At 46.0% G+C, this 20,885-nt stretch carries 15 protein-coding genes; 12 read left to right on the plus strand and 3 right to left on the minus strand.

Annotation, left to right across the window (positions count from 1 at the left end; translation table 11 throughout):
* Positions 1 to 38 precede the first annotated feature (38 nt).
* From ACT89M_RS14460 to ACT89M_RS14500, 9 genes are all read left to right on the plus strand, one after another.
* Complete coding sequence (locus ACT89M_RS14460) at positions 39 to 3,101, plus strand: glycoside hydrolase family 2 protein (RefSeq protein ID WP_308721816.1); 3,063 nt, start codon at positions 39 to 41, stop codon at positions 3,099 to 3,101.
* 14 nt (positions 3,102 to 3,115) lie between these two features.
* Positions 3,116 to 5,833, plus strand: a complete 2,718-nt coding sequence (locus ACT89M_RS14465; RefSeq protein WP_154889041.1) for an alpha-L-rhamnosidase — start codon at positions 3,116 to 3,118, stop codon at positions 5,831 to 5,833.
* A 23-nt stretch (positions 5,834 to 5,856) separates the two neighbouring features.
* Complete coding sequence (locus ACT89M_RS14470) at positions 5,857 to 7,650, plus strand: L-fucose isomerase (RefSeq protein ID WP_154889542.1); 1,794 nt, start codon at positions 5,857 to 5,859, stop codon at positions 7,648 to 7,650.
* Between the two features lie 400 nt (positions 7,651 to 8,050).
* Positions 8,051 to 8,425, plus strand: a complete 375-nt coding sequence (locus tag ACT89M_RS14475) for a response regulator transcription factor (protein ID WP_090915992.1) — start codon at positions 8,051 to 8,053, stop codon at positions 8,423 to 8,425.
* A complete protein-coding gene (locus ACT89M_RS14480; RefSeq protein ID WP_154889039.1) occupies positions 8,415 to 9,041 on the plus strand; it encodes a chemotaxis protein CheC in 627 nt (208 codons plus the stop codon). Before ACT89M_RS14475 ends, ACT89M_RS14480 begins: the two co-directional genes overlap by 11 nt.
* Before the next feature lie 2 nt (positions 9,042 to 9,043).
* Positions 9,044 to 10,018, plus strand: coding sequence for a sensor domain-containing protein (locus tag ACT89M_RS14485; RefSeq protein WP_154889037.1), 975 nt, complete (start codon positions 9,044 to 9,046; stop codon positions 10,016 to 10,018).
* A 223-nt stretch (positions 10,019 to 10,241) separates the two neighbouring features.
* Complete coding sequence (locus tag ACT89M_RS14490; protein ID WP_308722013.1) at positions 10,242 to 10,673, plus strand: DUF3237 family protein; 432 nt, start codon at positions 10,242 to 10,244, stop codon at positions 10,671 to 10,673.
* 423 nt (positions 10,674 to 11,096) lie between these two features.
* On the plus strand, positions 11,097 to 11,756 hold the full coding sequence (locus tag ACT89M_RS14495) for a TetR/AcrR family transcriptional regulator (RefSeq protein WP_308721815.1): 660 nt from the start codon (positions 11,097 to 11,099) through the stop codon (positions 11,754 to 11,756).
* Positions 11,753 to 12,100, plus strand: coding sequence for a DUF4260 domain-containing protein (locus ACT89M_RS14500; protein WP_308721814.1), 348 nt, complete (start codon positions 11,753 to 11,755; stop codon positions 12,098 to 12,100). The genes ACT89M_RS14495 and ACT89M_RS14500 overlap by 4 nt, the downstream gene beginning before the upstream one ends.
* A gap of 157 nt (positions 12,101 to 12,257) precedes the next feature.
* Here ACT89M_RS14500 and ACT89M_RS14505 read toward each other — a convergent pair whose 3' ends face one another.
* Positions 12,258 to 13,025, minus strand: a complete 768-nt coding sequence (locus tag ACT89M_RS14505) for a sulfite exporter TauE/SafE family protein (protein ID WP_308721813.1) — start codon at positions 13,023 to 13,025, stop codon at positions 12,258 to 12,260.
* A 167-nt stretch (positions 13,026 to 13,192) separates the two neighbouring features.
* Between ACT89M_RS14505 and ACT89M_RS14510 the strand changes: the two genes are divergently transcribed.
* Positions 13,193 to 15,457, plus strand: a complete 2,265-nt coding sequence (locus tag ACT89M_RS14510; protein ID WP_308721812.1) for a glycoside hydrolase family 3 N-terminal domain-containing protein — start codon at positions 13,193 to 13,195, stop codon at positions 15,455 to 15,457.
* A 177-nt stretch (positions 15,458 to 15,634) separates the two neighbouring features.
* On the opposite strand, the gene ACT89M_RS14515 is transcribed toward ACT89M_RS14510, so the two are convergent.
* Together ACT89M_RS14515 and ACT89M_RS14520 are read right to left on the minus strand one after the other, a co-directional pair.
* Entirely contained in the window at positions 15,635 to 16,204 is a 570-nt protein-coding gene (locus ACT89M_RS14515; protein WP_308721811.1) for a GerMN domain-containing protein, read from the minus strand.
* Positions 16,205 to 16,252: 48 nt separating this feature from the next.
* Positions 16,253 to 17,674, minus strand: coding sequence for an N-acetylmuramoyl-L-alanine amidase family protein (locus ACT89M_RS14520; protein WP_308721810.1), 1,422 nt, complete (start codon positions 17,672 to 17,674; stop codon positions 16,253 to 16,255).
* Between the two features lie 461 nt (positions 17,675 to 18,135).
* Between ACT89M_RS14520 and codB the strand changes: the two genes are divergently transcribed.
* Together codB and ACT89M_RS14530 are read left to right on the plus strand one after the other, a co-directional pair.
* Positions 18,136 to 19,413 (plus strand): cytosine permease, encoded by a 1,278-nt coding sequence (codB, locus tag ACT89M_RS14525; RefSeq protein WP_253494630.1) that lies wholly within the window; start codon positions 18,136 to 18,138, stop codon positions 19,411 to 19,413.
* Positions 19,382 to 20,656, plus strand: coding sequence for a cytosine deaminase (locus ACT89M_RS14530; RefSeq protein ID WP_154889023.1), 1,275 nt, complete (start codon positions 19,382 to 19,384; stop codon positions 20,654 to 20,656). Before codB ends, ACT89M_RS14530 begins: the two co-directional genes overlap by 32 nt.
* Positions 20,657 to 20,885: the final 229 nt, after the last annotated feature.

The raw sequence follows: 20,885 nt of genomic DNA on the forward strand, positions 1-20,885 counted from the left end.
AACAGAAATTCATAGAGCCTGAATGGAGTGTTAGCGTGATGACAAACATCTCATATTACCGTTCCGAGAAAGGAAAGCGTTATCTGGACGAAGTTCAGGATGAAGCTTATTCACGTTCTTCGCTTCACGGAGACGCTTGGGTGGACGCGGACAGTCGTATTCCAATTGTCCCTTTAACGCACGAAATGAAACCGGTGATGGATCAACAGGAGTCCGAACTATTTTACTCAGCAGCAGCTCCCACATCCGATTCGCTGTTACTATCTGGCGTATGGCGTATGAAGGGCGGAGAAGCAGCTGATCCCGGTTCCCCGGCCCCTGCCACAGGATGGTTTGGACGAAAAGCTCTCCCTAGCGAAGGTATGCGAGAGTGTTGGTACGACCCTGAGCATCCTCGCAAGGACTGGCTTGAAATGCGTGTTCCTGCAACAGTACAGCAAGCTTTATTGGATCTGGGGTTAATGGATGACCCGCATTGGAACACCAATTCAATTGATGAACTTGAACAGTATGGTTCACCTCAAGACATACCTGTCTGGTTCCGACGAACACGTGTGGAGTGTACGGAGTGGTGGTTTGCTACCACATTTGAAGTGCCACAGGAGTGGGATGGAAGGCGGCTTTCTCTGGAGTTTGACGGCATTGATTACTCCGGTACCGTATTTCTCAACGGTGTTTCGCTTGGTCATCATCAAGGTATGTTTGGCGGTCCGCTTCATGACGTTACACATCTGGTTCGCTGGAATGAAGCCAATGTACTCGTTGTTCGAATTGATCCGGCACCTCAGAGCTGGAATGGTCTGATGAAACCAAGTCCAGGCTTTGGCTGGCATTATGGACACCTCATCTCCCTTGGCATCTGGAAAGATGTGCGCTTAACGAGCGAACCAGACCTTGCTTTACTTGATCCTTATGTCATAACAAAGTCTGTCACTCCAGGGGAGGCGCTGCTCCAGATTGAATTTACTGTAGATAGCACCCTAGTTGAGCAAGTTTCTATAACCATTGAAGGTCTGATCCGGCTGAAAACCGAGAAGGCGTGCAGGGAGTCATCAAGTAAAAACGACCCAGTCGATAGTACGAAACAAGACTCTGTTCGCTGCGAACAGAGCCGCTTTACAGCTGTTATTACAGTACCCTATGGAAAAAGCAAATTCTGCACCGATGTCAGACTGAACAATCCACAAATCTGGTGGCCTTCAGGCTATGGGGATCAGCCTCTCTACGAGCTTGTGCTGCGAGCAGTCTCTACTGAACATACTGATCCAGAAGCGAATGATATGGCACATGAATTAATCAGCACATTGAACTCAGCTTGGACAGCGGAATCAAAATCAGTTCATACAGGTGCAGTCTTTACTTCTTTTGCTATCCGTACGATTGAGATGAGACCCTTGATAGATACCAGACCTGAAACAGACTATCGCTGGCAGTTCGTCATCAATGGAGAACCGAGCTTCATCAAAGGGGCAAATTGGTGCTGGCCGGATGTCATGCTCACAACCAAGGAAGGGCAATACGAACGTTTACTGGAGCTAGCACGCAGAGGCCACGTTCAGATGCTCCGGGCTTGGGGCGGTGGCATTGTGGAAAGTGATGAGTTCTATACCTTGTGTGATGAAAAAGGCATCATGGTGTATCAAGAGCTCCCCCTCTGTTGGGGGCCGCCTGATGCACCACTGACCGATCTAGGTGTGATTGATCGTCAAACGGTACTCTCCATTAAACGGCTACGGAATCATCCTTCATTGATTATGTGGGGCGGTGGCAACGAAAATGGGCCGCATGGCGGGGCAGACGAGGGTCTTTTTCTAGTGGGGAAGCGATGCCGCGAGTATGATCCATCACGTCCTTTTCATCGAACCGATCCTTGGGGAGGCAGTACTCATAACTGGAATGTCTATCATGGAGGCGAACCGCTCGATCAAGCCACGTTAGCGATGCCTTCGGTGTTTTACGGCGAGTTCGGCATCCCAAGCCAGACGAATGTTTCCAGCTGTTTGCGATATATGCCGGAAGAAGCGTTGTCTTCTTTTCCACCGACCGAGGAAAGCAGAGGGTGGAAGGCTCATTTTCATCAGTTTAGCTTGAAAGATATCGTCAAAGTGATGCGGTACGCGGCGTATGGACCTATTCGCAATTGGCATGACTATATCATCTATTCGCAGACTGCACAGGGCGATGCCATTCGCTTTACCGCTGATATCCAACGAGCAGGTACGGGGAAGAACAAGAGTGGATACTGGTATTACAAATTCACCGATTGCTTCCCGGGACACTCATGGGCAGTTGTCGATTACTATGGGACAGCTAAGCTTTCATATTATCGTGCCAAGCAAGCTTGCCGTCCGCAAAATGCGTTTATCACAACCCATAAAATGGACGGATGGCAGCAGGGTGAAATGTTTCACGCTGATCTACATCTTGTCAATGATTCGCGTGAAATACTTACAGATGTCATGGTACAAGTCAGATTGTATGGCAGCCAATTAACCGAAATGACGACATGGGAGTACCCAGCTCTAACAGTGAATCCAGGCCTGGCGTATTGCATAGATACGTTGGAAATCAAGCTACCCCAAGCCTCATGCATTGCTCCTTTTCTTATGGCGGTTACACTTCATGCCCGCAATGGTAGTCTGATCTCTGATCAATGGTATTGGTTCAATGCTCAGCCGAAGACCGCTGAACTTCTCGCTTTTGAGAGAGAACACCGGCACGATGCCAACGAATACCAAGGTAAAGACGCTGAGCATGCATTCATGCTGTATGGGAGCCTTCCCAATGCACCGCTACGTGAACTTCCTTGTACTTCAATGGAAGCGTCTGCTGTCTATACAGATGACAATAGCGGCGTGATTATTATCCGTAACATCGGGAGCATGCCTGCGATTCGGATAATGATTCACGATTTTCCCGAGGATTGGAGTTGCTTTCTGGATGACAATGATTTTGGCCTTTTGCCGGGAGAAGAGAGACGCATTTCGTTTGAAATAGGATCTGAAATCCGGTTGAACGAGATAACTGTGAGTGCATGGAATGCCTCTAAAGTAACGATCAGACATCAGAATTTTCTACAGGGAAAGCAGACGAATGGGTGAGGAGGCAGAAAAAAATGTCGGACGCATGGCTAGCCGAATGGATTACTCGCCAGACAAGTGCTATTGATGAGTGGACTTCTTATCAAGCAGAAGTGGTAATCGAGGTTGCAACAGGTGGTGCATCATTTTTGTTTGGTTATCAGAATGAGAACGATCACTGCGGGATTGAAATTCGGGAGAGCGAACAACAAAAGACCAGGCACCCTGAACATACACAAGCTTCTTCAGATGAGAATCTATTTGTTGCTTACATTTTCCGCACGGAAGAAGGTGCGAAGCATGTGATAGGAAGCATCAAACTACCTTCATTCCTGTCGAAAGAGTTTACGAAAATATCGCTTAAAGTATGCACAGAAAACGGAGAATGGAAAGTCACGATAAATGAACAATTTTTTTGTAGTTGCCAAGCAACAGAATATCACGGAACAGTCGGATTTCGGACAGAAGAAGGGCAAAAAGCGGTCTTTCGCGACTTGAAAATCACCGGAAACGATGGCCGTGTGTTGTACTCCAACCGTTTTTATGATCCGCTAACCACGCATTGTACAGCAGGTACGATTCATGCTTCCGGCAATGGATTGATGCTGGAGGGAGATATGTTATCCGTTTGCGAAGAAGCGTTTCCAGTAGACAGCCCGCTATTTCGCAAAACATTTCATATGCCCACACCTCCGATTGAAGCCAGACTGCGCATCTATTCGATTGGCTGGTATGAGCTTCTTATTAATGGAAAGCGGGCAGATCGGCGTGTACTTGCTCCAGCCAATACTCCTTATCATCGTAGAATGTTATATGACACATATGACGTGACTCCTCTGTTGCAAGAAGGCGAAAACGTACTGGGCGTCTGGTTGGGGAATGGATACCATTTCAACTATTCGCGTTGGGGATGGAAATGGAATCGGGATAAGGCCCTCCTTCTGCAACTGGATTTACGCTTTGAGGATGGAAGTACACATACCATTATTACGGACGAATCCTGGTCATCGGCGGCAAGCCCGATTCTTGTCAATGATATCTATGATGGGGAGTCCTATGATGCACGCCTGCAACACAATGGGTGGGATTGTCCAGGGTTTATTGAAGACAAGAACTGGACAGGGGCTGTAGCTGCCAAGGCGCCAAAAGGTGAACTCAAGGAGAATAAACAGCCTCCTATTCTGCCATTCGAATCGTTGCAGCCTATTGCTGTGTTTCATCCACGTCCTGGAGTGAATGTATACGACTTTGGACAAAACATCGCAGGTTGGGTTCGTATTCGGGTGAAAGGACGGGCAGGCCATGAGATACGGCTGCGATACAGCGAGCTTCTGGATGGACAAGGCAATATTGACTCTTGGACGAATCGGAATGCGAAGGCTACAGATACTTACATCCTCCGCGGTGATGCTGAGGAATGTTACGAGCCACGTTTCACGTATCATGGATTTCGGTATGTAGAGGTCTGTGCCGGATCAAGCTGGATTTACATTCAGGCAGTTCCGATCCATGCCGCTGTTGAACTGGCAGGCACATTTGAATGTTCGGATGAACTGCTTAATCAGCTTTACAGCAATATTCGCTGGTCTTACCTTAACAATCTAGTGAGCATTCCAACGGACTGTTGCCAGCGTGACGAGCGAACACCTTGTCTGATGGATTCCGCTGTCGTTGAGGAATCAGGAATGCACCATTTCGATATGCAGAGCTATTATCATAAATGGCTTGAAGATATTGAAGACAGCCAGACGAATCCCGACTGGAGTGGAGACAAGGTTTCTCTCCCGTGGCATCTGTATCAACATTACAACGATCTGGACGTATTGGGCCGAAGTTATCCTTCCATGAAGGCATACATCGATCATCTACATGAGAAATGGCCTGAACATGAAGTGAAAGAAGGGTTTGGGGATTGGTGCCCTCCGAATGAAGATGGTTGGGAAAACTACTTTCATGAAGTTGAACTGGTTAATACCAGTGTCTACTACAAGATTACTTCCATCGTTGCCGAATCGGCAGCTATTTTGGGAAAACCCGCAGACCATGAATATTACAGCCAACTCGCCGATGACATTAACCGTACCTTTCAACGTCGCTTTTATGCAGGAGATGGGATCTATGCCGGTGGTTCACAGACTGCTCAGCTTTTACCGCTAGCCTACGGAATGGTGCCTGTCAAACAACGTGCTTCCGCCGCAGAACGTCTTGTGCAGACTATTGCCGAAAAAGGCGGACATCTTCACACTGGCATTTACGGGACGAGATACCTGTTAGATGTGCTTGCTGATTACGGATATATCGATATCGCTTATGAACTTCTAACAACAAAGGAATATCCGGGCTTCGGCTATCAGATTGAACGAGGGGCAACTACGCTTTGGGAGCAATGGAGCGAGAAGGGGGGGATGCATTCTCATGATCACGCCATGTTTGGAGGCATCAGCGTCTCTTTTTACACACGACTTGCAGGAATTAGAGCGGATTCACCAGGTTACGAAAAGATATGGATCGAACCCTGCATTCCTTCCAGGCTGGATGAGGTCAGCGCATCCATCCGAACGGCACACGGAACAATCGCTGCAGCCTGGAAAAAAGGCCAAACGGGACTGCACATCGAGGTGGAAATTCCCGAGAACACCTCAGCTACACTAGTAATGCCTTCTGCTATTGTTATAGCAGCGAAACTCCCCCGTGTTCAAGAGCTGAAGCCAGGTCGACACAGCTTTACTTTTCCTGTAGGGACTATGCGATAAACATGAGTGAAGGAGCGTTTGTGATGAACGAAGATTATTCACATCGTTATGAAGGCGGCTTTCCCAAAATCGGTATACGCCCGATCGTGGACCGCCGCAAGCTTGTAAAGGAAGCCTTGGCAGAAAGCACGATGGAACTTGCGCGTGAAGCCGCCGCTGAAATCACGGCCGTTCTTCGTTATCCGGATGGATCTCCGGTACAGGTCGTTATCTTCGAGCCTTGCATCTCTGGTACAACAGAAGCTGCACGATGTGCCGAGCAATTCCGCAAGGAAGGTGTCGGTGTGTTACTCACCGTTGCAAGTGGCTGGTGTTATCCGCTAGAAACGATCGAGACAGACCCGACGCTGCCACACGCCGTCTGGGGATTTAACGGCACGGAGCGCCCCGGTGCAGTCTACCTGGCTGCGCTTCATGCGGCGCATAACCAGAAAGGACTACCGCTTTTTAAAATCTATGGCAGACACATTCAGGATCAGAACGAACGCAAGCTGCCTGTGGATGTTCGGGATCAGTTGATTCGTTTTACCCGTGCAGCTATGGCGGTGGCGTTACTTCGAGGCAAATCATATCTATCTATCGGCTCTGTCTCGATGGGGATTGCAGGCTGCATTGTTGACGAAAATTTCTACCAGCGTTATCTGGGCATGAGAAATGCGTACGTGGATATGACGGAGGTTAACCGCAGACTCGAAAAGCATATCTATGATAAGCAGGAATTTCAGACTGCTCTGGACTGGGTTACACGTTATTGTCAGGAAGGGCCTGACCCTAATCCTGAATCTGTTCGAATTAGCCTGCAGGGAAAATCAAAAGCGTGGGAGACCTCGATTCGTATGGCGATGATCGTACGAGATTTAATGATAGGGAATCCTAAACTTGCTGCAATGGGATATGAGGAAGAAGCTTACGGTTATAACGCCATTGCATCGGGCTTTCAGGGACAGCGGGAGTGGACAGATTATCAGCCAAGTGCAGATGTGCTTGAAGCGGTTCTATGCAGTTCCTTTGACTGGAATGGCATACGGGAGCCTTACATGGTCGCCACGGAGAACGACAATTTAAACGCAGTCACGATGCTGCTCAATCATTATGTATCACACACCGCTCAAATATTTGCGGATGTTCGCGCCTATTGGAGTCCCGAAGCTGTAGAACGAGTTACCGGATGGAAGCCTGACGGCTTTGCAGCATCAGGTTTTATACATCTAATTAATTCTGGACCTGCTGCACTGGATGGAACAGGTGAGCAGCAACGTGATGGCAAACCAGTAATGAAACCGCATTGGGAGATTGAAGAGCACGAGGTTCAAGGCTGTCTGGATGCTGTTCGCTGGAGACCTACTTATATGGATCAGTTTGCCGGGGGCGGATATTCGACAGATTATACGACGAGAGGAGGCATGCCTGTAACGATGAGTCGCATCAACCTCGTGGAAGGACTCGGCCCTGTGCTTCAACTGGCCGAAGGTTACACGGTGGAATTACCGGATGGAGTACATGAGCAGTTGGATTCGCGTACAACACCAACATGGCCTACAACATGGTTTGTACCGAATTTAGTAGAGAATGATCCGGTTTTCGGTGATGTGTACAGCGTTATGGAAGCCTGGGGCTCCAACCACTGTGCGGTTAGTTATGGTCATATCGGAGCTGATTTAATTACCTTGGCGAGCATATTGCGCATTCCAGTTAACATGCACAACATTGATGACAAGCTTATTTTCCGCCCCAGTGCCTGGTCTGCGTTTGGAACCAAAGACTTGGAGAATGCGGATTACCGAGCCTGCGCTGCATATGGTCCGCTATATCGCTGACTTGCTATATGATTTGGTTAATATGAAAAGGACGAAGCAGGATATCATTGAAATGTGAGTTGGCATTTCATGATTTGCTTCGTCCTTTTACATGTTTACAGGAATTTTAGCGTCCGCCGGTATCGGAATCCCAAACAGGATTATATTTCCATGGAACTTATCGCTTTGCGTATCCTTGGGATTTCCCTTCCATTGACAAATGAATACGTTTTAATTTATTTTTAAATATTGTTGACAATCTATTTTTCTAGTAACTATAATTTATATTGTTTTGCCTAATTTATTCGTCAGTCACTTTTAAGGGGTTCCACCTGTGCGCGAAGCTCCTTCTCAAGAAACTGTCTACAGCGCCTGATATCTTTGCGCCCTTAAAACTTTATCAAGGAGACTGAGTAGAATCATGAAAGTATTAATTGTGGAAGACTCGATTTTTGTGCAGAAATTGATGAGCAAGTTGATTAGCGATCATATTCCCGATTGCGAAATTCGAACGGCCACCAACGGAGAAGACGGTTACCAACTTTATCAAGATTACAAACCTGATTTGATAACAACAGATCTTTTGATGCCAGGACTGAATGGTCAGGATATGTTGCGTTTGATTCGAGAGAATGATCAGAATGTCAAAATTATTATTTTGTCTGCCGATATTCAGAAGGCTACCCGTGAGGAAGTGGAGGAGCTGGGCATTTCAGGATTCCTGAATAAACCTTTAACTGCAGAAAGAGCAGGTACATTGCTCCAAATGATTCAGGTGGCACGTTATGCTGAATGAGCTACAAAAAGATCTGCTTACTGAACTTGTCAATGTTTACGTCGGACAAGCTGCTAATATGTTATCGGAAATTGTAGACAAACATATTGTACTCAATATCCCCGAGGTTGAGCTGATCTCCATTAAAGAAGTAGACCCCGAGGATCGTAGGTACAACATTTTATTTGCGGAAGGCCATCTCTTTCGGTCATCGTTGCAGTTCGGGTATCAGTTCCAAGGCAAAGCTTTCCTGATGTTTCCTGCCGAGCAGGCAAAAGTGTTAGCGAATATGTGTCTCGGAGAATTGACAGAGAACGTGGATGCAAACGATTGTCTATTAATGGATACGGATCTCGATGTGTTGCAGGAAATCAGCAATGTGCTGCTCAATGCCATTATTGGCGAATTCGGAAATTTTCTCGAAATAAAGCTGGAGTATGTACTGCCTGATATTGAGCTGCTTCATGTTACACGAACTGACCCGCAAATTTTGCTTCAGAATGAAGTGTACATATTGGTGTTGCATACCTCCTTTTTGCTTGCGGATACAGATATAAAAGGAATTATCGTTATTGCATTGAGCATGGATTCCATCTCCAGTCTGCTGGATAAGATAAATGCTCTACTGGGAGGATAACCATGGATAATCTCATTGTACAGGCGCTGAACAAAACCAAAATGGGCATTATGATTGTCGACAAACAATTGAAAATTCTCGTGTGGAATGGCTGGTTGGAACGTTTAACAGGTATGCTCGCTGGAGACGTGCTGGGTAAAAACCTGCTCGAGATTTGCCCCAGATTCAAGGCTAATATGTATATGAACATCATACAAAATGCGCTGTATCACGGGCAGAGCAGGTTCTGCTCCAGCGCTTTACATAAATCTTTTGTCCTTCCGAAGGATGGAGGAGATGAGAGTTTTTACAGACAGAATCTGCATGTTGAACCCCTTTATGAAAATGATCACAGTTATGCACTGCTGCAGATTAGCGACACAACCAATATGAGCACTCGCGTGTACAAACTCAAAAACCTGATTAAGGAACTGGATACGGAGTATACCAAGATCAAAGTTTCCGAGAAAATCAGCAAACATCTTTCATTGCACGATTCCTTGACAGGTCTTCCTAATCGTTTAGCCTTTAAAGATCGTCTTGCATGGGCTGTCAGCAATGCGCTAAGAAGTGAGTCGCGGTTTGCAGTAATGTATGTCGATACGGACGGGTTCAAACAGATTAATGATACCTATGGTCACGATATAGGTGATCAGGTGTTAATGGAAGTTTCCCGTCGATTGAAGGGCAATATTCGTAGTACGGATTGCGTAGCAAGACTGGGAGGTGACGAATTCAGCATTATCTTGAACCAGCTTAAGGAAGATGATGATGCAGAGATCGTTGCCAGGAACTTGACTGCTGCGTTTGAAGCTCCGATTCATGTTAATGCCATTGAGATCCATCTGTCTGCCAGTATTGGCATCAGTCTGTTTCCAAAGCATGGACAAGATGCAACGGAACTTCTCAAACTTGCGGATATGGCCATGTACAGAATCAAGAAAAATGGAAAGTGTGGTTATGCCTTCTTTCATCCTGAGCTGGATCAAGTCTGGTAATATATTGTTCGTTTATAAGCATCTACTTCCCATCCTTATAAAATCTATGCTCGACTTCTCAAAGTTGCTATTCTGGCAACTTTTTTTGTTAGGCTTCATAGAGAAGCTGTTCATTAGCTCGCTTGTTAGCAGGAGTCCTTAAATAACTGACGAAGTGAAGAAAGGTAGGGTCGATACATGGGTAGAATCACGAAATAACAGACAGAGAGGATGACAATGATTGATGACGAAGCTAGAGATGGAAGAGTTGTTTACTGTGCACGTTAAGATTGAAAATTCAATTGAGCTAAAAAGCGCAGAGGGAGACTCAGTAGTGATGATTACGTTTACTGGACATGTCACCGGAACCTGTTTCGAAGGCTTCGTTCGTGAGGGAGGCGTGGATACACAAATTATTGGAGAAGCGGGAGGACGTCACAGCTTGTCAGCCAGATATATGTTACAGGGACAAGATTATACGGGGCAAGCTTGTGAGATGTACATCGAAAATAATGGGTATATCGGAGAAGTAAAGGGTGACATGCTGTTTCGCACCTCACCTCGAATTATAACCAACAGTCAGGCGTTATCATATTTGAACGTGGATGCGCTTATTGGTGAGGGTTATCCGGCGGACGGCGGTGTAAATATTAAGATTTTCAAGGTGAAGTCATAAGTTAAGTTACCGAAGGGAACGGCGGTGTGTTAGCACTTCTTGCAATACTTGATGAGACACTTTATATCTCGAAAGCGTTGTTATGGCAAACAACGCTTTCTCATGTTTAACAGCATGTATTCACGGAAGTAAGCCATGTTAATAAAGTTTGTTTTTCTCATCGTTTCAATAATCTTCGAATCAGCATAATCACTAGAATCAGAAAGACTATTGCAAATAACATACCTGGAAATCCCACACTGCTCATCATTTTTAAAACCTCCTAAAATAAACCATTAATATAACGTGTATAGTATAACATATTCATTTGGAAGCAACATACAATTTGAAATGTCAAAAAACATGTTGACTGTTCGACCAAACAGTTTTAAGATAAGGACATAAATTGACTGTTCAACCAAACAGTATCGGAGTTGAAATTAAATGTCTAAGCAACAATCCGAAAATCAAGATGAGCGCAGAAACGCCATTTTACAAGCGGCCTTTACATTGTTCGGTCAGGTAGGCTATTCCAAAGCTACCATGAAAGAAATTGCGGCTAAAGCCGGGGTGGCACAGGGACTGATCGGCTACCATTTTTATACGAAGGAAACACTTCTGGTGGAAGTTGTGCGGGAATGGATGATTAACCGCGGGATGAAGGAAGCACTGCAACAATTGGATATGTCAGCACAACCTGCAGCATTGCTCCAGCAAGCGTTGCAACACGTCGTTGAATTTCGTAAAACAAACCCGGAGTGGTTTACACTGTTAATCAGTCTCTGGACGGAAAGTGTCAGTAATGAGAAACTCGCGCACGAGTTAGTAAAGCTCTATCAAGAGATGAAATCGGGTATTCGATTAATCATTGATCGGTTGGATCTGCCTCTGGACGAAGGTGAAAAAGAAACCTTCGCAGTCTTAATTCAAGCTGTGTTCGACGGATTAACGTTACAATCGCCTGTATTGCTGTCCGCCCAGCCGCTCTCACACGAACAGGTATCTCAGGGCGTCGGGTGGATGCTAAGTGGAATAAAATCTCCCAATGGAGAACATGAAAATCAAAATAAATTACATTTAAACAAAGGAGATCAAACCAAATGACTAGATTATGGATTCGATTAGAGGGTTTGCTGGTGCTCGCAGCAGCGACAACGATTTACTTTTACAATGATTACTCCTGGTGGCTCTTCCTGCTGTTGCTTCTCGTCCCGGATGTGTTCATGATTGGCTACGTAGCTAACAATAAACTGGGCGCACTAATCTACAATGTGGGACATACGTACATTATTCCTATGGTATTTTTGGCAGCGGGGTACGTGTTGAAAATGGACGTTCTGACGTTGATCAGCTTCATCTGGATCGCTCACATTGGTATGGATCGCATGTTTGGTTTTGGTTTGAAATATGAAACGGAGTTTAAGGATACCCATCTCCAGCGTGTATAATCTAATAGGGTATCAATGATAGATTAGTATTTTTAAATAGAAACCCGAAAAAGGATGTCTCTCACATCATCGAGATGTTAGGGGACATCCTTTTTTAATTGAACAATGAACTTCTTCGTTACATCTAGCACGCCTTACACAGAACGCTTCAAGAAAGTCACAGCCATAATATAGTTGCTCCAATCATCGGAGTCACGACCATACTCACTTTCAGCCATAGTGCAGGCACACGTTTCGTAAATTTCGCTCCAACGTATGAACCGGACATCGTGCCGATTACAACCAGCAATAACAACTGCAAGTCCAGATAACCGATCCTCATATATCCGGCTCCGCCTGCTAAAGCTATGGGAATGATGACCAACATCGTTGTTCCAGCGGCATATCTCATAGGCATATTCAACAACAGCATAAGTCCTAATTGGATAAAGGGCGTGGAGCCAATACCGAACAGTCCGGATAACATACCTGTAACTACCCCAATCAATAACGCATATACCCAGTAACGCAGACCTTTTCCGAGTATGACAGTCGGTATTTCAGAACCAGCAGGGCGCCGCGAAACAAGAATCAAGCGAAGCCACAGCGCGAGTCCTGATGCAAAAAGCATAAAAGAAGTCAGCATACCAAGCCGATCCTCAGGAATATAGGATGACCATCCTGAGCTGACCCAGGCTCCTGTTGCACCGGCCAGACCAACGATCACACCGGTTTTGAGCATTGCATTACCTTCCCGGTAATGACTGATTGAACCCGAGAGCGAGGAAAAAAACATCGCAGCAAGCGCCGTCCCGAGAGCAACATGAATAGGATATCCGAATGCAACCGTCAGGATCGAGATAATGAAACCGGAACCGCCTGCGCCAACAAAACCAAGAAGAAGACCTAGCAAAAACATAACAAGCACTATATTTACCATTAACATAAGATGTCTCCAAACTCTTATTCCCCCGAAAACCATGTCAGACGTTTTCTTGACGAATAGTAATATGAATTCGATTATATCATGCATGAGCAACAAAAGCGGGGGAGTTCGCGTCTAACCCTTCATGAACTATTGAATTAAACAGGGAGTGAAATGAATTGCGTTTAATGTATAAAACCATTGCGGCGGCAGCGTTCGGTTCTATGTTGATCTGGGCGGGGAGTGCCAACGCGGAAACCACCTTTGTCGACCTCCAGCATACGCAATGGGCCAAGGATGGTATTCAGTATATGGCCAAAAGGGGCACAGTCGCAGGTTATGGCAATGGCAAGTTCCAGCCGCAGACATCTGTAACCCGAGGACAGGCCATTACCTTCTTGGTGCGTGAACTTTATCCGGATCAGCTTGAACAGCCAGTGGAAAAGCTGAAATATACCGATGTATCGATAAATCATCCTTTTTACCGTGAGATTGCCATCGCTGAGCAGCATGGGCTGGCTGGTGGATTTCCAGATGGCTCCTTTCGGCCTAATATACCGATTAGTCGGGCCGAAACGGCAGCTTTTTTGACGCGCGCATATCCGCTTCAACAAGGGACTTTGATCGCTAAGTGGACCGATACGGAGAAACATTGGGGGGCGGCGCCGATCCAGATTATGAGTTCAAACGGACTCGTTGGAGGTTATCCAGATGGGACGTATCAACCGGATCGGACGGTGACACGAGCGGAATATGCCGTATTCATGGCACGTGTCATTCAATTTGAACGTGAAGCGGCGATTCAGGCGAAGGATTGGGACAAGCTCATTTCGTATATGACCGTTAGCGAGCAGGTAGGTCAGATGCTTATGCCCGATATCAGACAATGGAACGGCAAAGCGACAACGACTGTAAACGAGGGATTGAAACGTAACCTTCAAGATCAGCATGTGGGCGGACTTATCCTTTTTGAAAAAAATATCGTGGATGCACAGCAAGTTACAACGTTTACGCATCAAATCCAAAACCAGACTGGCGATATCCCGCTATTTATTGGCATCGATCAGGAAGGAGGGGTGATTCGTCGTATTCCTGGCGGCACCAATCTCCCTGGACAGATGGCGCTAGGCGCAACGGGTGATCCTACACTGGCAGAAGCAGCCGGACGACTGACTGGAGAAGAGTTAAAAGCGCTTGGTATTCAGGTTAATTTTGCGCCTGTGCTTGATGTGAATAGCAATCCGGACAATCCCATTATCGGTATGCGATCCTTTAGCTCGAATGCGGAGCTGGTAACCCGGCTCGGCCTAGCCATGATCAAGGGACTTCATCAGTCGGATGTTGTTGGAGGCGTGAAGCATTTTCCAGGGCATGGGGATACATCCGTTGACTCTCACCTGGGATTACCTGTGCTTACACATGGACGTGAGCGACTGGACGCGGTGGAGTTAAAACCGTTCAAGGAGGTAATTAAGGAAGGTGTCGATATGATAATGACGGCACATATTGCCTTTCCGGCGATAGATAACGAGCAAGTAACCTCACGCAAGGACGGTACACCGGTTCCGCTTCCAGCTACACTATCTCGTAAGGTGTTAACCGGCTTGCTTCGTGAAGAGTTGCAGTATAAAGGTCTGATTATTTCCGATGCTTTCACGATGAAGGGGATTAGTGAGCATTTTGGTGAAACGGAAGCCGTTAGGCGTGCCGCTGACGCGGGTGTAGACATCATGCTCATGCCACAAGATGTGTCCAATGCTCATCAGGCACTCATTCAAGCTGTGAATAACGGGACACTTTCTAGCGAACGGGTGCATGAGGCGGTAAAACGTATTTTGACGGTAAAATCTAAATATCATCTGTTTGAGTCTGGTCCGTCTCTGACACAAAAGTTAAATAAGTTGAAAAGCATCATCGGATCTGATGCTCACCTTCAGGTGGAGCGTAGCATTGCGGAGCGGGCGGTTACTGTTTTGGCTGGAGCGGATGGCAAGAGCGTAGAGACAATTCGAGCCAGTGATCGAGTCGTCATCGTGGCTTCTGATGCGGATCAGGCTGAGCAGTTGCAAAAGCAACTCAAGCAAACCGCTGGTAATGCTTCCATTGAAACGGTGATGGTTGTTTTGAACTCGAATAATATGAAAACGGTGCTCCAGACCGTAAACAAGGCCGACTATGTTCTTATGGCTTCGTATCAATTCCGCAACGTAGCAAGTCAGTTTCGTTGGGAAGAGATGCAGTTATTCATCAACGAACTGAACCAACGCCAAGTCCGTTATACGTTGCTGTCTCTTGGCAATCCCTATGAGATGCTTCATTTGCACAATGTACGTTCAGCCCTTGCTGTGTATGGTAAACAGGAGCCCAACACGCTTGCTGCTATCAAGGTACTGCTAGGAAAACTTGAGGCAAAAGGCAAACTTCCAATCGATTCCGGACAGTCCGGCGAATAAACCGAATCGGATCACATTAGAAAAGATCAAGTTTCATCGTCGAAAAACCTTGCCCCTGAATAGAATCAGGTAGCAAGGTTTTTTACGCTTTACAGTGTGGCAATCGCTGAAGTTATCCACGCGTTGCCTTATTCATATCTTTGCTCTCGTAGACGCCATTTACCAGGCCTGATCCAATTATTCCGTACCACGAACGATGGGATTCTCCAATTCCACATGCCCCATCAGGCTCTCGCTTTCTTTCCCATCTACCAGAAGCTGTATGCTTTCGATTTCTTTAAACTGAAACATAGTTTGTTTCAACGTATCCAGGAAAAGAAGTTCGCCGCCAGAACCGAGCCTGGCTTCGTCGGGAATATGAATGTTTAACGTAAGTACGCCGTCGGCTTCGTGAAACTCAAGTGATTCCAGCCCGATGTCACTCCACAACGAGATATACTCCGGGTCATCCGAGCGCTGCATCTCATCAAACGCTTGTGTATATTTCTCGTTATTGTTTGAAAATTCAATTTGAGCTTTTTTGGTTTTGACTTGCGTGAGTTCCGAGTCCACATAACCCACCTCAATTTCCTGTGATTCTTTTTTCTCGGCATCTGGTGCAGAGGGGGAAGAGCCGTTAGATGGAGTCGTATTAGGTGCAGGCTCCGCATTCCCAGGGTCTGTAGCCGGTTTATTGCCGCAACCGGCAAGGATGAGCAATACAGCCGTAAGATAGAGCAGGAGCATAATATTTGTCTTTTTTTTCATCAAAGCACATCCTTATCTTCACATTCAGTTCTCAATTACATTCACTGTTCATTGCGATTGGTGTAAAAACTCCTTGATTCCATCCACGATAGCCTGAGCTGCTTTATTCTGAACGCTGTCGGAAAGCATTGTTTGTTCTTCAACGAGATTGCTTAGAAATCCAATTTCAAGCAGTACAGCGGGCATCGTTGTATTGCGAAGCACTTCCAAATTGCCGTTCTTAACCTTGCGATCCTTAAAGCCTAACGCTTCTATGAGATGTCTGTGTACGATATCTGCCAGTTCTTTACTGCTGCTTCGTTTGTAATAGTACGTCTCGGTGCCTGTGGTCTGTGGTGAGGCTTTCACGCTGTTTCCATGGATGGATACAAACACATCCGCGTTTAACGTGTTAGCCAGCTGCACCCGCTCTGGGCGGGTAGGGTAAACGTCTGTGTCACGTGTCATTACAACTTCAATATCCGGCTCCTGAATTAGAAGAGCTTGAACTTTGAGAGCTAGCGGCAACGTGAAATCTTTTTCTTGTGTGTTGGAGATACCGATGGTGCCTGGGTCTTTGCCACCATGCCCGGGATCAATGACAACGATTTTTTTGCCACCTTCATTTCCAACGGGGCTGATTGGAACGCCGATCGTAGGTGTAAGCGCTAAGTCAAGAATTAGTTTGCCACTGACATATTGAGAGTTGACCTGCACATCGCTCAAATTATTCAACTCAATGACAACTCTAACTTGAGCCGGATCATTTTTGAAAAGGGCATATCGAATTTCTGTTACATTTGAAATACCGCTAACATCAAGCTTACCCATCGTGCCCTGCTGTAATGTTGACCCGATATCTCCAAAGGTGGTATTCGGCAGATCAACCACGATACGATCAGGATTGGATAGTCTGGTGATCTGTGGCGTAACCTCTTTGTCAACAGATACAACAAGCTGCTGATTAGCAAAGCTGAGATCATTAACTTTGCCCCATACGATGTTATTTCCTACGCCTGGAACAGTGGGTGCAGGGGATGGCTCAGCAACAGGAGGAACTTCAGTGCTTGTCAGGCCAACAATTTTTTCTTTGTTATTCCAGCTTACGGACAGTCCCATCTCTTCACTAACAAAACGAAGGGGAACAACGACCGTATTTTTGATTAATTTCGGTGCCGTGTTCAGAGTTACTTTTTCATTCTGAACCCTAGCTTCTTTCTTGCCTACGTTGAGAGACAGGATCTTGGCATTTTGTTCAATGCTCACATTCTGACTCTTCTGATCCCATTTCACGTTGAATTTCAAATTCTCAGCAACAACACGAATGGGAATCATGACATTGTTGTTTACATTGACAACTTCGACATCTGACGGCAACACAAGCTCCTGACCGTCCAATATAATTTTAGTTTGCGGGGCAGCTTGTCCCACATTGGGCAGGACAATCAGAAAAAATAAACTGAACAAGAGTACACTTACGAATTTTCTCATTTCACACCTCAATTTAATTATGCTTGTGACAATATTCTACATTTATGCGAATTGTTCCTGCTACGTGCTTCATTCTTTTTTAATAAATTACATCCTATTTTGACGTAGCAAGGGAAGACGTGGAGACCAAGCTACGACAGGAATTATGAGTTAAATACCGGCTTCTCGCGATGCGAATATTAATGAATTTGGATGAAAATGACATTGACAGTCAACCATTTTTACAAAATAATAGAATGTAATTGAATACTGGTACCTTTAATTCAGTCCAGAGAGGCTGGCAAGGGCAGCGGATTTTGTAATCACGCGAGAATCAGAGCATTTCCTGCACAGGAATGTTCTGTGTCTTCGCGCGGATTATGATGCATAAAGAGGCTACTTGTCAGCGTATAAGCGTGACAAGTAGCCTCTTTTTCTGCTTTTTTTATGGTATCAGAACACTTTTAACTGGAGGGTTTCTGATGAGCAAACAAGATCAAGAGTTTTCATGGCAAGAGGTGCCGAAGGCACAGCGCAATCATTTCTGGAAGACGTTATCCGTCATGCTTGGATTCACGTTTTTCTCGGCTAGTATGCTGGCTGGTGGGACACTTGGTGTCAGCCTCACCTTTATGGAATTTATGGCGATCGTGCTGGCAGGTAATCTGGTGCTTGGCATCTACACCGGGGCGCTGGCGCATATCGCTGCCAAGACAGGATTGTCCACCCATTTGCTGGCGAAATATTCGTTTGGTGAAAAAGGATCTTATCTACCTTCCTTCTTGCTCGGTTTTACACAGGTCGGATGGTTCGGGGTTGGGGTAGCGATGTTTGCCATTCCGGTTGCCAAAGCGATGGACTGGAACGTATACCTGCTTATCGTTGTATTCGGTCTGGCCATGACCGCATCCGCGATCTTCGGTATGAAGTCTCTTGTTATTCTTGGTTATATTGCAGTACCTGCCATAGCGATTCTCGGAGGGTACTCCATGTTTGAGGGAGCTGGCTCGCTGGGCGGGCTACAAGGGTTGCTGGATTACACGCCAACACAGACGCTTACCGCGGCCGCAGCGCTCACCATCTGTATCGGTTCTTTCATAAGCGGCGGGACGCTCACGCCAGACTTTGCACGTTTCTCCCGGACGTCGCGGCAGGCGGTTACGGCGACGGTGATTGCATTTTTCCTCGGTAACTCACTCATGTTCTTGTTTGGAGCTGTCGGCGCAATGGCGTACAATCTGGCTGACATATCAGAAGTGATGTTCCTGCAAGGGTTACTTATTCCAGCAATTATCGTACTGGGCCTCAATATCTGGACAACCAACGACAATGCTTTATATGCTTCGGGTCTTGGTTTTGCCAACATTACGAAAATATCGAAAAAATTCTTTGTTATCGTTAACGGGATCATCGGGACCGTATTTGCGATGTGGATGTACAACAACTTCGTGGGTTTCCTGAATGTGCTCGGCGCAGCAATTCCCTCGATTGGAGCAATCATCATTGCGGACTACTTCATTGTAAAACGCAGATCGTATGCACCATTTGCCGACATGAATTTCAAAAAAGTAAACTGGGTCGCTATGGTTGCATGGGCTATAGGTGTAGCATTTGCGCAACTGGCTCCCGGTGTAACACCGCTTAATGCGCTGATCGGTACAGCCGTAGCGTATGTAATCCTCATGGCTATCGTGTCCATGACATCATCCAAAGAAAAGGGGAAAACACATGATTATACAGAACGCAAAATTGCGGGGTAAAGAAGGCCTCTGGAATATCGTCTTTAGAGACGGGAAGTTTGAGCAGATTACACAAGATCCACAGCCAGCTTCGGGTACAAATGAAGAGACACTAGATGCAGGCGGAGCACTGGTGTTGCCACCATTCATTGAACCACATATTCACCTGGATACAACGCTGACAGCAGGGGAGCCGGAGTGGAATCTGAGTGGTACGTTGTTCGAAGGTATCCAGCGCTGGTCGGAGCGAAAAGCATTTCTGACCCATGAGGACGTGAAAACACGTTCCAAAACAGCTTTGAAATGGCAGATGGCGCAAGGCATTCAGCATGTGAGAACACATGTGGATGTGACAGATCCAAGCCTGATCGCCGTTAAAGCGATGCTTGAAGTGAAGGAAGAATTGGCACCGTACATCGATATTCAATTGGTTGCTTTCCCGCAGGAAGGCATTCACTCTTATCCAAACGGTGTGGAGCTGCTGGAAGAATCACTTAAAATGGGCGTGGACGTTGTCGGCGGCATTCCGCACTTTGAGTTTACACGTGAGTATGGCGTTGATTCCATGAGAGTTGCTTTTGACCTGGCTGAAAAATACGACCGTCTCATTGATATTCACTGTGATGAAATTGATGATGAGCAATCCCGTTTCATTGAAGTTGTTGCCAAGGAAGCGTATGAACGAGGGCTAGGCTCACGTACTACAGCAAGTCACACCACTGCAATGGGGTCATACAACGATGCATACACATACAAGCTGTTCCGGCTGCTCAAGATGGCCAATCTGAACTTTGTATCCAATCCGCTGGTAAACATTCACCTGCAAGGACGCTTTGACACGTATCCGAAGAGAAGAGGGCTGACACGAGTGAAGGAGCTGCAGGAAGCGGGCTTGAACGTTTGCTTCGGCCATGATGATATCTTCGATCCATGGTATCCGCTCGGTACGGGCAATATGATGCAAGTGCTTCACATGGGTATTCACGCTTCACAGTTGCTGGGTTACGACCAGATTGTGAATTCCATCGATCTGATTACAAAAAATAGTGCCAAAACACTGCACATTGAAGATCGTTACGGTATTGAAGAAGGCAAGCCAGCAAACTTCATTATTATGGAAGCAGAGAATGAATACGAAGCGGTGCGCAAACAGGCAGCGGTTCTGTACTCCTTCAGAGAAGGACGTAAAATTGCGGAAACAAAACCGCGTGATACATCCATTACTCTGGATGGTAGCGTAGAAAAGGTTACCTTTAATAAATAAATAGTGTGAAAGTTATCTCCTTGATACAGGTTTAAACCCTCTATGTTCTAGGTGGTGTTGACTCTGTATCAAGGTTTTTCTTTTTGGGATCGAAAAATAAATAGGATATATTGTAATAATTTGAATTTACTTCAATATAATCATCGTTTATACTAGATTCAACCCGGGCGAAGTGCTAGAAACATCATAATGATAGAGTTTAATCTATTCATCTATGTAAGCGCTTTTA

Source organism: Paenibacillus sp. NN59 (assembly GCF_057597225.1).

What these genes read in the sequence shown, in the direction of transcription:
- ACT89M_RS14505 (WP_308721813.1), bottom strand. Translation starts at nt 13,025, where the DNA reads ATGTTAATGGTAAATATAGTGCTTGTTATGTTTTTGCTAGGTCTTCTT.
- ACT89M_RS14530 (WP_154889023.1), top strand. Translation starts at nt 19,382, where the DNA reads ATGATTATACAGAACGCAAAATTGCGGGGTAAAGAAGGCCTCTGGAAT.
- ACT89M_RS14480 (WP_154889039.1), top strand. Translation starts at nt 8,415, where the DNA reads ATGCTGAATGAGCTACAAAAAGATCTGCTTACTGAACTTGTCAATGTT.
- ACT89M_RS14510 (WP_308721812.1), top strand. Translation starts at nt 13,193, where the DNA reads ATGTATAAAACCATTGCGGCGGCAGCGTTCGGTTCTATGTTGATCTGG.
- ACT89M_RS14520 (WP_308721810.1), bottom strand. Translation starts at nt 17,674, where the DNA reads ATGAGAAAATTCGTAAGTGTACTCTTGTTCAGTTTATTTTTTCTGATT.
- ACT89M_RS14460 (WP_308721816.1), top strand. Translation starts at nt 39, where the DNA reads ATGACAAACATCTCATATTACCGTTCCGAGAAAGGAAAGCGTTATCTG.
- ACT89M_RS14465 (WP_154889041.1), top strand. Translation starts at nt 3,116, where the DNA reads ATGTCGGACGCATGGCTAGCCGAATGGATTACTCGCCAGACAAGTGCT.
- ACT89M_RS14470 (WP_154889542.1), top strand. Translation starts at nt 5,857, where the DNA reads ATGAACGAAGATTATTCACATCGTTATGAAGGCGGCTTTCCCAAAATC.
- ACT89M_RS14490 (WP_308722013.1), top strand. Translation starts at nt 10,242, where the DNA reads ATGACGAAGCTAGAGATGGAAGAGTTGTTTACTGTGCACGTTAAGATT.
- ACT89M_RS14500 (WP_308721814.1), top strand. Translation starts at nt 11,753, where the DNA reads ATGACTAGATTATGGATTCGATTAGAGGGTTTGCTGGTGCTCGCAGCA.
- ACT89M_RS14515 (WP_308721811.1), bottom strand. Translation starts at nt 16,204, where the DNA reads ATGAAAAAAAAGACAAATATTATGCTCCTGCTCTATCTTACGGCTGTA.
- ACT89M_RS14485 (WP_154889037.1), top strand. Translation starts at nt 9,044, where the DNA reads ATGGATAATCTCATTGTACAGGCGCTGAACAAAACCAAAATGGGCATT.
- ACT89M_RS14475 (WP_090915992.1), top strand. Translation starts at nt 8,051, where the DNA reads ATGAAAGTATTAATTGTGGAAGACTCGATTTTTGTGCAGAAATTGATG.
- codB (WP_253494630.1), top strand. Translation starts at nt 18,136, where the DNA reads ATGAGCAAACAAGATCAAGAGTTTTCATGGCAAGAGGTGCCGAAGGCA.
- ACT89M_RS14495 (WP_308721815.1), top strand. Translation starts at nt 11,097, where the DNA reads ATGTCTAAGCAACAATCCGAAAATCAAGATGAGCGCAGAAACGCCATT.